The 11,995-nt window shown below is 72.0% G+C and carries 10 protein-coding genes; 8 read left to right on the forward strand and 2 right to left on the reverse strand.

Translation table 11 applies throughout. The features are described from left to right. Positions 1-80: 80 nt before the first annotated feature. The 5 genes from QQY24_RS06035 to QQY24_RS06055 all read left to right on the forward strand — a co-directional run bounded on the left by QQY24_RS06035 (position 81) and on the right by QQY24_RS06055 (position 5,480). The gene (locus QQY24_RS06035; protein ID WP_301971623.1) at positions 81-1,748 is read left to right on the forward strand and encodes an NAD-binding protein; all 1,668 of its coding nucleotides are present in this window, start codon (positions 81-83) and stop codon (positions 1,746-1,748) included. Continuing rightward, a complete protein-coding gene (locus QQY24_RS06040; RefSeq protein ID WP_301971624.1) occupies positions 1,745-2,842 on the forward strand; it encodes a hypothetical protein in 1,098 nt (365 codons plus the stop codon). The genes QQY24_RS06035 and QQY24_RS06040 overlap by 4 nt, the downstream gene beginning before the upstream one ends. Positions 2,843-2,912: 70 nt before the next feature. Next, the gene (locus tag QQY24_RS06045) at positions 2,913-4,178 is read left to right on the forward strand and encodes a radical SAM protein (protein WP_301971625.1); all 1,266 of its coding nucleotides are present in this window, start codon (positions 2,913-2,915) and stop codon (positions 4,176-4,178) included. Positions 4,179-4,233: 55 nt separating this feature from the next. Further along, positions 4,234-5,091, forward strand: a complete 858-nt coding sequence (locus QQY24_RS06050) for an MFS transporter (protein ID WP_301971626.1) — start codon at positions 4,234-4,236, stop codon at positions 5,089-5,091. Next, positions 4,995-5,480 (forward strand): MFS transporter, encoded by a 486-nt coding sequence (locus tag QQY24_RS06055; RefSeq protein ID WP_301971627.1) that lies wholly within the window; start codon positions 4,995-4,997, stop codon positions 5,478-5,480. The genes QQY24_RS06050 and QQY24_RS06055 overlap by 97 nt, the downstream gene beginning before the upstream one ends. Positions 5,481-5,794: 314 nt before the next feature. Here the strand turns inward: QQY24_RS06055 and QQY24_RS06060 are convergent, their stop codons facing one another. Together QQY24_RS06060 and QQY24_RS06065 are read right to left on the reverse strand one after the other, a co-directional pair. Further along, positions 5,795-7,072, reverse strand: coding sequence for an MFS transporter (locus QQY24_RS06060; RefSeq protein WP_301971628.1), 1,278 nt, complete (start codon positions 7,070-7,072; stop codon positions 5,795-5,797). Between the two features lie 786 nt (positions 7,073-7,858). Next, positions 7,859-8,977, reverse strand: a complete 1,119-nt coding sequence (locus QQY24_RS06065) for a GNAT family N-acetyltransferase (protein ID WP_301971629.1) — start codon at positions 8,975-8,977, stop codon at positions 7,859-7,861. A gap of 1,189 nt (positions 8,978-10,166) precedes the next feature. Between QQY24_RS06065 and QQY24_RS06070 the strand changes: the two genes are divergently transcribed. From QQY24_RS06070 to QQY24_RS06080, 3 genes are all read left to right on the forward strand, one after another. Continuing rightward, on the forward strand, positions 10,167-10,607 hold the full coding sequence (locus QQY24_RS06070) for a nuclear transport factor 2 family protein (RefSeq protein ID WP_301971630.1): 441 nt from the start codon (positions 10,167-10,169) through the stop codon (positions 10,605-10,607). 222 nt (positions 10,608-10,829) lie between these two features. Then, positions 10,830-11,294 (forward strand): MarR family winged helix-turn-helix transcriptional regulator, encoded by a 465-nt coding sequence (locus QQY24_RS06075; RefSeq protein ID WP_301971631.1) that lies wholly within the window; start codon positions 10,830-10,832, stop codon positions 11,292-11,294. Between the two features lie 183 nt (positions 11,295-11,477). Then, a complete protein-coding gene (locus QQY24_RS06080; protein WP_301971632.1) occupies positions 11,478-11,972 on the forward strand; it encodes a GNAT family N-acetyltransferase in 495 nt (164 codons plus the stop codon). Positions 11,973-11,995 lie beyond the last annotated feature (23 nt).

The following is an 11,995-nucleotide window of genomic DNA, read 5'->3' on the forward strand; positions in this document are numbered from 1 at the left end:
CGGTCCGGCTGGGGATTCCGCGGCGCCCGTCCGGCGCACGGCGGGAGGCGGAGGACCGGCACCGAGAAGGGAGCGCTCAAGTGGCTGGAGAGTTCGTCGCCGAAGTCGAGCAGACCCGGGAACAGGGCACGGACGCCGCCGACGTCCCGCTGCTCTTCGGGACGGTACGGGGCACCGGGACCGTCGCGGAGGCGCTCGTCCACGCCGAGCGCACCGCGCGCCGACTGCCGGACGTCGCCGTCACGGCCTTGGCGCCGCACGCCGGGGCCACCGTGCTGACCATCCGCGACGGTCTCGGCGGGGTGCCCGTCCGGGTCGAGGTCCGCCCCCTCGCGGACGAGCCCGCCCGCACCCTGGAACCGCTCGTTCCCGCCGCCCCGGGGTGGCAGGCGTCCGTACTGGCCCCGCCCGGCGAGTCCCACCGGGCGCGCGCACTGCTCGACGCCCTGCACCACCACGCCGACGTGTACAGCGAGGCCGAAGCCGACGCGCTGTGGCGGTCCATGCCCCTGCTGCGGCGGTTCGCCGACGATGACGGGACAGCGCCGTTCTCGGACTGGGCCCTGATCTTCCGCGACCACTACGTGGAGAACAGCGTGGGCTTCCTGCTGGCCGCCGAACGCGCCGGCGTCCAGAGCCGGTGGATCTACGCGCTGGCCAAGGGCGACCGCACCGCCAACCGCCACCGCGTGCACGCCTGGTTCGTGCACCGCGGTTACCGCAGTGCGGTGCTGGACAACTCGGTGGTCGACGGAACGTGCTCGCCCGCCGAGGCGGCCGCCGCCCACCGCACCGCCACGGACGTGGACGACTTCATCCGCCGCGCGCACCGCGACGGCCGGCGCGTCCTGGTCGTCGACGACGGTGGTTTGCTGGCGCAGGGAACGAGCGGGCGCCGCATGGTGAGCGAGCCGGTGGACGCCGCCCTGGAGCTGACCGTCAGCGGGCTGAAACGCATCTCGGCGGCACCGGCGGTCGACCTTCCGGTGTTCAACCTGGCCAGGTCCGAGGTCAAGAGCGTCATCGCGTACAACGAAATAGCCGACTCCTGCCTGCGCCGGGTCCGCGCGATCGTCCCGAACCAGAAGTTCGTCGGCCGGCGCGTACTGGTCACCGGTTACGGCACCCTCGGCGCCCGGCTCGCCCAGCAGCTCCGGGCCACCGGCTGCCGGGTGACGGTCGTGGACAGCGATCCGCTCATGCTCGTGCAGGCGGCCGAGCACGGCTTCGACACCCGCCGCACGGTGGCCCGAGCGCTCCGGGACACCAGGCCCTTCCTCATCGTCTCCAGCGCCGGCGAACCCGTGCTGCACGAGGACGATCTCGGTCTGCTCCCCGACGGGCTCCTCCTGGCCGGCTTCGCCACCAAGGACTTCAGCCTGCTGCACACCGGCCGGGCGGGCGCCCCGGCACAGCCCGTCCCAGGACTCGGGGTGCGTTACGGCCTCCCGAACGGACGCCACGTCCTGATGCTCGGTGACGGACGCTCCCTGAACCTCTTCGAGTACGAGGGCATACCCAACCGCGGCTACGACGCCTACCGGGCCGCGACCCTGATCGCCGCCCGCGAACTGTGCGGCAACCACGCGGCGTACGCCCCCGGGGTGCACGTCGAACCCGTCAACGAGGCCGTGCGCCGCGCCGGCCTGCTGGACGCCTACTACGACCTCTACCTACAGGACGACTCCAGTACCGACCCGGCGCCGGCCGGCGGGACGGCGGCACAGCGGGACGGCGGCGCGGCGTGAACGGTGAGGCCGCCGCACACGTGTGCGTCGTGGGGTACGGCACGGTCGGAACCCTGCACACCCGGCTGCTCACCGGCCTCGGCCACCGGGTCGACGTGGTGGAACGCGACCCGGCCGTCACACCGCCGGCCGGGGTGCGACGGTGGCGGACGGTCGAGGACGTGCCCGCGGACGGCGTCGACGTGTGGCTGGTGTGCACTCCCACCGAGGACCACCTGCGCACCCTGGCGCGCGTGCTCGCCGTCGATCCCGCGGCCCGTGTCGTGCTGGAGAAGCCGGCCTGCCGCACGAGCGAGATCGACCGGATGACGGCCCTCCTGGCGGCCCACCCGGGGCTGCGGATCGCGGTGATGGACCAGTACCGCCACTCGGCCGTCATCAAGCGGCTGACAGCCCTCCTGCGAGTCCTGGCCCCCGGTGAGCCCGTCCGCCGCATCCGGGTGGCGTTCAGCAAGGACCGGCGCCTGGACGTGCGCCGAGGCCGGTTCGTCGACCGCGACCACGGGGTCTTCGGGTACGAGTGGCACCACATGCTGGCCGTCCTCGGCAGCCTGCTGCCGCCCGCCCACTACGACGCCTACATGATCCGGCCGCCCGCTCCCGGCGAGCTGCGCTGCGTTTTCGACGACCAGTTCGTCATCTCGGCCGCCGTGGAGGAGAGCTGGGCCGGCCCGGTCCGGGTGGAGATGTTCTCCACCGTGGTGGGCGACCCCGCCGCCGACGGGGCGGACCTGCGGGCACCCGCGTGGACGGCGGGCCACCCGCTGGCCCACGGGGGCCGCCAGCGGCTCGTGCGGGTGGAAACGGACAGCGCCCATGTCACCGTCGAACTCGAACCCGTCGGGCGGGGGGCCGACGGCCCCCTGCCCCGCAACGTCCACCGCATCACCGCACGGACCGCGGCCGGCCGGGTCGAGCGCAGCCACGTCACCGAGTTCCTGATGAGCGACGCACTCCGGCGTCTCGTGGAGCAGTTGTGCAGTGGCCGGGCGGACGCCCCCGACCTGCGTTCCCTGCACCGCATCGCCCTGCTCAGCTCGTGCGCCCTGCGGGGCGGACAGCTGTCGGAGGTCGTCGGCCCGCCGACCGCCTGACCCCTTCCCGCCGACCGCGCGCCGGAGCGGAGCCACCGCCCCGCACGGTCAGCCAACCACCGGAGACCCCATGACCACCGTGTGCTTCGTCGTCCCCCAGGACGAGTTCCAGCGACTCTTCCTCCAGCAGCCCGTCGACGTCCTCAACGCCGCCGCAGTCCTGGAGGCGGAGGGTTTCGACGTCCGCCTCTGGGACCGCCGGTTGGCGTCCCTGCCCCCGGCGGGGGTGGTCCCCGACCTGGCCGTGCTGGTCACGGCCGTCGCCGACCGCGCCCAGTGCTACCCCCTGGACCTCGCGCCCAGCCGCGACGCCGTACGGGAGATGCGCGCCCAGTGGCCGGGGACCCCGGTCGTCGCCTGCGGTCCGCACGGCACGCACCTTCCCGAGGTCACCCTTCGCGACCTGGGCGTCGACCACGTGGCGCGCGGCGAGAACGACTCCGCGGCGGTGCAGGCGGTGCGCGACATCGTCTCGGGCCGCGCCCTCACCCCCGTGCTGCCGATGGCGGGCACCTACCCCGACCTGGACACCGACGCCTGGCCGCTGCCCGCCTACCACCTCGTCGACAGCGGCGACTACACCGCCGAGGTGGTCGTCGAGGGACGTGCCCGCCGCGGACCGGCCGGACTCGTCCTCGGGGTGCGCGGCTGCAGTTACGGATGCACCTTCTGCCACCTTCCGTTCGGCACCCGCATGCGTCCCCGCGCCGTCTCCCGCACGATGCGGGAGATCACCGCGCTGCGCGACCGCGGGATGGACTCCCTCTTCTTCCTCGACTACGTCTTCGGCCTGCATCCCACCTACTACGACGACCTGTGCCGTGAGATGACCGGCACCGGCGTCCGCTGGACCGGCCAGACCCGCGCCGAGGTGGTCCTGCGCAGCGACGTCACGCGCTGGGCGCAGGCGGGCTGCACCGGCATGTGGCTCGGTGCCGAGTCGCCCGGTGTCGCGGACGCCGGGGTCGGCAAGCGCGTGTCGGTGGAGAAGGTCACCGCCGCGGTGCGAAAGCTCGGCGACGCCGGCATCACCCCGCTCGCCTTCGTGCTCCTCGGTCTCCCCGACGACCCCGCGTGCCAGGCGGACCGCCTGGTCGACTGGGCGGCCGGCCTCCCCGCGCTGTTCGGGCTCAACCAGCTCGTCCTGCGCCCCGGCACACGCCTGTACGACGACCTCGCCGCCCGCTACACGGGCGGGGCCGCACCGGCCCACTGGACCCAGGTGGAGGACGTCACACGGCGCTACCGCAGCGCCTACCCGGCCGACCTCGACGACCAGTGGGAGCGGCTGATGCGCCTGCCCAACTACCTGGGCAACGCCATGGCGACCGCCTGACGCGATGGACCCCACCCGCCCGGCGGGGCGCCGCGCGGCCCCGCGGAGGACCGGCGTGACGACCCGCACCGCCCGGCGCCTGCGCGAGGTCCTGCGGCAGGAGTTCCACGGACTGCCCGGAGCCTACTGGTGGTTGTGGACCAGTACCCTGATCAACCGCCTGGGATCCTTCGTCGCCACCTTCCTCGCGCTCCACATCACCGTGGACCTGGGACGTTCTGCGTCCTTCGCGGGGTTGGTCGGCGCCCTGTACGGTCTCGGCGGCACGGCCGCGTCCGTGGTCGCCGGGGTGGCGACCGACCGCCTGGGGCGCCGTCCGACCATCCTGGTGGCCCAATCGGCCACGGCGGCGGCGGTGGTGTGGCTGGCACTCGCCCGGGACGCTGCCGCCGTCGCCGTCTGCGCCTGTCTGTGCGGCTTCTTCGTGAACGCCTCGCGCCCGGCCCTCCAGGCGATGATGATCGACATCGTGCCGCCGCGGGACCGGGTCAGGGCCTACACCCTCAACTACTGGGCCACCAACGTCGGACTCGGTCTGTCGGCAAGTGCCGCCGGCGCCGTCGCCCACCACGGCTACGCCTTCCTCTTCTACGGCCAGGCCGCCGCCATGGTGCTGTGCGCGGCCGTGGTCTTCGCCAAGCTGCCCGAGTCCCGCCCCGAGGAGGACGGGGGAAACGCACCGCGGCGTCCGTCCCCGCCCGGGCCGCGCGCCCTACCGGGGTCTCCCTCGGCACGGTTCTGGGGGACCGCCCGTTCATGGTGCTGGCCGTCCTCAACCTGCTGCTGGCCACCGTCTTCCAACTGGCTTACGTCGGATTGCCCCTCACGTTGGAGCGGCACGGCGGAAGCAGCGCCTACGGTCTCGCCATCGGCCTCAACAGCCTGCTCGTCGTGGTGCTGCAACTGCCGCTGACCCGTCTCACCGCCGGTTGGGGCCCCGTGCTGCCGGGCGCCGCACTGCTGGCGGGAGTCGGCTTCGGTCTCTACTCGGTCGCTCACTCGCCCGTGCCGCTGCTGCTGGCCACCTGTGTCTGGACACTCGGCGAGATCGTCGGTTCGCCCGCCCAGGTGGACCTGGTGATCCGCCTGTCGCCCACCCACGGCCGTGGCCGTTACCAGGGGATCAACAACCTGTCCTTCACGCTCGCGGCACTGGCGTCCCCCCTCGTGAGCGGCTGGTTCCTGGACGCCTTCGGCCCCACGGCCCTGTGGACGTCCGCTGCGGCCTGCGGCGCGTGCGTCGCCCTCGGCTACCGCCTCCTGCAGCGCCGCACGGGGAACGCGGCGGCGCGGGGGAACTGAGGGGGCCGGGAGGGCGGCGGCCTTCCGCGCCGGCACGAGCCGGCGCCGGGGACCACCGGTGCGGACGGACGGCCGGAGGCGTCACAGGCCGGATGGATCCTGACGGCCTCGGGACACTTCGCGTCGGCCGGACGGCGGGACGGTCCCCTGGTCGACGGGGCCGGGAGGGGGCGTTCGCAGGGAGCGCGTCGTTCCGGCCGACGTGACAGCGCCCCTGCGTCGCGCACCGGCGATCGGATCCTCGGTCCGGGGCCAGGTCGCCGGCGCTGCCGGTCGGCCCGCCACAGCCCGATCACAGGGTCGCGGCCCCGTTCTCACACCGGGGGGAAGCGGCCGGCGTCCGCGGTCGCGTCCGTCCTGCGAGCGAGCTTCTGCGCCTCCTCCAGGGTGTGGGCCGCCCGAAGGGGGGAGAACGTCAGCCAGAACGAGACGACGAGGTAGGAGAGCCCCACGACCCACAGGGCGGTACCGGGGGACAGGGCGTCGGCCAGGGCGCCTCCGACGACCGCGCCCAGGGGCAGTGTGCCCAGGGCCACCAGCCGGTAGCTCGCGGTCACCGCTCCGATCCGGTGCTCCGGCGGAATGGTCTGCCGCAGGCTCACGGCGAAGACGTTGAACAGTGCCACGCCGAAGCCGTTCACCATCATGGCGACGGACGCGAGCACGGCGACGTACACGCCGCCGTGGCTGACGACCGGTACGAGCAGCAGGCCGAGCGCGGCCAGTACCGCCCCCAGGGCCAGCACACCGCCGACGGCCCACCGCCTGGTGAGCCCGTTGGCGCAGAGGGAGCCGATCAGGGCACCCACGCTGCCGATACCGGTGATCACGCCCACGGTGGTGCCGCTCATGCCGAGTCCGCGGACGGCGAACACCAGGAAGACGGTGAGGAACGCCTTCTCGTGCAGGTTCGACAGCCCGGCCTGGACGCACAGGTCACGGACGGGGCGCAGCGACCAGGTGTAGCGGAGCCCGGAGCCGATCGCCTTCAGTGCCGGTTCACGAGGTTCCTCGGGGGCCTTGACACCCCGCAGCAGCAGACCGCCGACCGCCGCTCCGGCCGAGCACGCGGCGGCCACCGTCAGGGCGGGCGACAGCCCCAGACGGCCCACGAGGAAGCCTGCCGCGGCCGGACCGGCGAGGGTGCTGATCGAGTACGTCGCCTGATGCAGACCGTTGGCCGCGGCGATGGAGCCCACCGGCAGGATCCTGGGCAGGGTGGACTGGTAGGCGACCTCGTAGAAGACGGTGGCGACACCGATGACGGCGGCAACGACGACGAGTTGGCCGAAAGCCAGTCCGTCGGCCGCCTGGAAGGCACCCAGTCCCGCCAGTGCCGCGCCCTGGACGAGGCTGGCGGTGACGAGGGTGCGGCGCGGCGGATACCTGTCGACCAGGAAACCGGCGATCAGCGAGAGCGCCACCACGGGGACGAACTGCACCGCCGAGACGAGTCCCACTCCGGTGCCGTCGGCGTGGACGTACGTGACCGCGATCAGCGGTAGGAGAAAACTGGTCAGCTGTCCACCGAAATGCGCCGAGGTTTCCCCCAGCCAGATGTTGCGGAAATCCTTGCTCTCCGCAAGCAGCATTCGGGCACTCGTATTGGATATGGCCACTCAAACCCCTAATCGAACCGTATGTGAAGAAAATCCGGAAACACTAGCACGGAGTGACCGGTTCCATTGTCTTAAGGCGCGATGTCGCCGGTTCCCTCTATTTTCAACAACAGGGCCCGAGGAACGTACAACCATTCCGGATTGGTCGGCGAGGGGATCGACGCACCCTCCCCCGGAGGAAATGTACAGGCTCACCCGGGAGCGGTACGCTTCAGACGGTGTGGGCCTGCAAACCATGTGCCGCGGGTGAGAAGCCCAACATCGCCCCTGGCTCTTCGGCGGGTTTTCCCGCCCACCTGCCCCTCGGCCGGGCGCCGACCGTCTTCATCCGTTCCGCGCCTGCACGAGGAGTCGGGCACGATCACCACGGTGGACGGAAGTCATCGCCGGCGACACCGCACGGCCGGTCGGCGACCCGCGCCACGTGGGACGCGAGCGGCTCCTGAACGGTGACGCGGAGCGGAACGGCGCCGGGGCGGAGAAGGTCCGGCGCACGCCCTCAAGGAGTACGCGGTCTTCCGCCGGCGTCTCCTCCACCACGGCGGCGACGCCCACCGCGGTCCCGCCCCCGTCAGGCCGTCTCGTCCCGCTCGCGGGGCCGGACACGCCTACCCGGCCACGCCCTGTCCGACGGCCGGCAGGAGCCCTGCAGACGTGACCTCCCGGTCCGCAGACCCGCCGCCGGCCGACCGGACCGCTCCGAACCGGGGTTCCGTCCGGTGCTGTGACCGGTCCGCCCGACCGACGGTCCGGCTCCCGTCACAGAGGAGTGACGCGGCTCAGGTCCCACTCCTCGTCGCCCATGCCGCCCCCCGCCTCCGCCCGCACCTCGTCGGCGAGGGATTGGTCCGCCACCGCGTCGCGCCGCAGCCCGGCGGTCGTCGTGGCCGGCAGTGGGACGACGGCCGCCCACAGCGGGTGCAGCGAAGCCCCCCGGTGCACCTTCGCCTTCAGGGCGGAGGGCCCGAGGTGGAGTGCCGTCATGCCGTTGCGTTCCATGTGGTGCAGCGGTTCGTAGTACACGGCGTTGAAGTATTCGAAGGCGTTCCGCACCCGCGCGTAGTCGAAGCCGGCCACCCGGGCGTAGAACGTGTCCCGCCAGGCGAAGCACAGGCTGGCGCCGACCAGTTCCCCCTTCTCGTCGAGACAGCGGAACACCGTGCCCAGGTCGTCCAGACAGCGCGCCTGGACCGTCAGGAACGTGTGGATCTCCGCCGGGACGAGGGAAGCGTTGTAGCGGTCCATGGTCTGGCCGACCAATGGCGCGAATTCGTCGACGCACGCGGAGAGCGAGGCCGTCTCCACGCGCAGCCCGGAGTCCACGAAGCGCCGGATCTCGTATTCGCGCTTGCGTACGTGGCGGCCGAGCAGGCGGCGGTAGGACTCGAAGGTACCGCCGTCGTTGTGCACCACGGCCTCGGCGGCCCGCAACTGTGCCCGCACATCGAACCGGCCCGCGAGCAGCCGCAGGCTGTCGGTGGTGAGGAAGTCGAAGAGCAGCGCGTCGCAGCCCAGCAGAGCGGCCCTCTCGGCGGCACCGGCGACCAGCGCGTCGAGCCCCTCCCCCGCCCTTCCGGGATCCTTCGGCAACAGGAACTCGTTGTGGTATCCGGTACGGGTACCGAATCTGAGCACGGTGCTGCCCTCGGCCACGTCCGGCAGGGGCGGGGCGTTCTCGGACGGGAAGTCGTAGAACGGCGTCCCGGCGAGGAGTTCGCCCTCGTCCTCGACCGCGAGGTATCCGGCGGTGGCGAACTCGGGCCGCTCCTGGCCACGCAGCCAGGCGTGGCTCTGGTAGAAACAACTGCTCGGCACCAACGCGTCCCAGGCGTCCCGGTCGATGTCGTCGATCGATTCGAAGTGCTTCACATCAGGCATGTGCGCTTCTTCCCCTTGCTCACAGCAGCCGGTCGTCGGTGCTGTCGGTGTTCAGCCCGCTCACCACGAACCGGCCGTACTCGGCCCCGAACGCCTCCGTCCGGCCCGGTTGCGTTCGCGGACCGCCTCCCCGCCCGCCGCCAGCGGCCGGTCCCCCCTTCGAAGACGCTGTGCGGAGTGAGGCCGGGCACCGCGCGCCAGCCCGGCCCGGAAGGTGCCGGGACCGAGGCGGATCGTTCGGACGATCCGGCTGACGCCCGGTTCGACGGGTGGTGGAGGGCCAGGTTGAAATAGTCGGCCACGGTGGGCACCGGGTAGCCGGAACCAGCCATCTGCGCGGGCGCTGTCCGTTCGGCCGGGCACGAGGTGTACTGGGACGGGTCGGGCCGTCCTCAGGCCGTGGCCGACGGGCCGGTGACTTCGTTCCGAGGGAAGCGGGCGGTCGTCTGAGCGCGGTGGCGGCAGGGCCGGAAGTACGCCGAGAGTGCGCCGAGGACCGGCGGCAAGCGCCGGGCTGGGCCCGCGGAGCGGAACCCCTTCATGGCGCGTTCGCTTTGCCGCGCCGGTTGGTGCGAGTCCCCCGCCCGGCCGGTCGTCCGGGTACTCCGACCGCCGGTGCTCCACCGGCCGCGTCGATTCGCGGTGGGCGACGCCACGGCTGTGGGGCCTGTCGGTGACCAGCTTCCGCGGCACTCGGCACCGCTCCCCCACCGGCTCGGCCAGGAACCGCCTGGCGGCCCGGACGTCTCGCTGCCCGCTTCGGACGAGGGGTGCGGGGCATCGCCGCCCCGGCCGGCCGCCCGCCCGCAGGTGCCGCCGCCCACCGCTGACCGTGTCGGGGGGAGGCGGTGGCGGAGCCGCGCCCGGTGAGCGACGATCCCGGCCGGAGCCGGGACCCCCGTACGACCGCGAACGGCGCCCCTCCCGGCGGCCGAGGACTCGACAGCCATCCCAGGTACTCCACACGTCAACCAAATTGGCAACGCCTGCGGGCAGCCTTCCACCGGGGTACGGCCTGATGGCGGGCCGCACCGCAGGACCAACTCCCCAACGTGTCGGCCGTTTCCCGCACCTCGAATTGGTTGATGTGTCACATAAATGCTTCCTAGAGTGTGCGGAGCGAGGGCTTGGCACGCATCGCCGGCGTCGTCGCAGCCGCTTCACGATTCCCTACGGAGAAAGAGGCTCCATGTCCGACAACGAGAAGTTCATCAGGGACGCCTACCAGGTGGCCGAGGCTCAGGACATCCCCGGGTGGATCGCCCGTTTCACCGAGAACGGCACCTTCACGGACGAGTCGGTCGGCGTCACCTACCGCGGCCAGGACATCGGCCGACCGGTGGAGGACTACGCCAGGGCCTTCCCCGACATGCACCGGGAACTGTACGACGTCTACGTGCGGGGCGACGTCGTCGTCGTGGAGCTGTCCCTCAACGGAACGCACAACGGGCCCCTGACGACACCCATGGGCGTCATCGCCCCCACCGGCAGGACCGTCAAGGTGCCCTGCTGTGACGTGTTCCGGATGCGCGACGGCAGGATCGAGTCGTTCAACTGCTACCCCTCCGGCACGGTCCTCTTCGGACAACTGGGCGTGCTGAACAACCTGGAGGCCGCGGTCACCCCGTGATCGCCCTGTGGTGTGATCGCCTCGCGCGCGTGCACGGCAACGCGGCCGGCCGGTCCGGGCGACGGCACCGGCGCCCCGGTCGACACGGTGGTCGAGAGGTCTCTGCGCCCGGGCACCCGGGAGAGCTGACGCAGGTCGTGCCACCGGAGCCGGTGGACGCCGTCCCGGAGGGAACGGGCACGCGGGGACGGTGGAGGCGTCACCCCCTCATAAGGTGGCCCCATGGATGAAGCACCCCGCTGGCTGACCCCGGTCGAGGAAAGAGCATGGCGCGGCATGCTGCGGATGCACGATCTGCTGGTCAACCGGACCGGCCGGAGCCTGCAGAGCGAGTTCGGACTGTCCGCGGCCGACTACTCCGTGCTGGCCGAGCTGACCCGCGCGCCCGACGACCGGCTGCGCATCCTGGAGCTCGCCAAGGTGCTCGGGTGGGAGAAGAGCAGGGTGTCGCACCACCTCGCGCGCATGGTGAAGCGCGGTGTCATCGCCCGTGAGGAGTGCGCCGACGACGGACGCGGGGCGTACGTGACGGTCACCCCGGCCGGCCGTGCGGCCCTGGAGGCCGCGGCGCCGCAGCACGTCGAGGACATCCGGCACCTCTTCCTGGACCACCTCTCCCCCGGCCAGATCGCACTGCTGGCGGAAATCACCGATTCGGTCATCGAAAAGATCACCACCAGCCGGTGAAGCACCGGCCGCCGTTCCTTCCGGGGCGAATCGGCCGTGACCGCGGAAACGGCCGGATCCCGGCGCACTCGTCGGACAACGGGTCGTCGACCCGGGCGATGGAACGTGCGCACTCGTCCGTCCGCAAAGGAGAGGATTCTCCGGCGAGTTGCCCTCGGCCACGTCCTGGGGCAGCCTCGTCACATGATTGAGGTGCACATACTGACAGCGGACGACTGGTTCCGGTGGCGCGAGATGCGACTGGCATCCCTCGCCGAAGCCCCCTACGCCTTCAAGTCCAAGCTCGCGGACTGGCAGGGCGACCGCGACCAGGAGGACCGGTGGCGTGCGCGGTTAGGCGGGCCCGGCTCATGCAGCCTCCTCGCCGAGCTCGACGGGGAATCAGCCGGCATAGCCGCCGGTATTCCCGGGCCACGCAGCGGCGTGGTGGAGCTGGTCTCCATGTGGGTACGCAGAGAAGCACGAGGTCACGGCGTGGGCGACCGGCTGGTCCGGGCCCTGGAACAGTGGGCCGTGCAACAACAGGCTCATACCCTGCAACTCTCGGTCGTGCCAGGCAACGTGCATGCCCTTGCACTGTACCGGCGGCACGACTTCGAGGACACTGGACAGCCCGGCGGCCCACTGCCCGACGGCGGGACGGAAGTCGTCCTGGCGAAGCAGCTCCCCACGCTCTGAGCCGACCGCTCGGCCACCGCCCT

This window comes from Streptomyces sp. TG1A-8 (assembly GCF_030499535.1).
Taxonomy (GTDB): Bacteria; Actinomycetota; Actinomycetes; order Streptomycetales; family Streptomycetaceae; genus Streptomyces.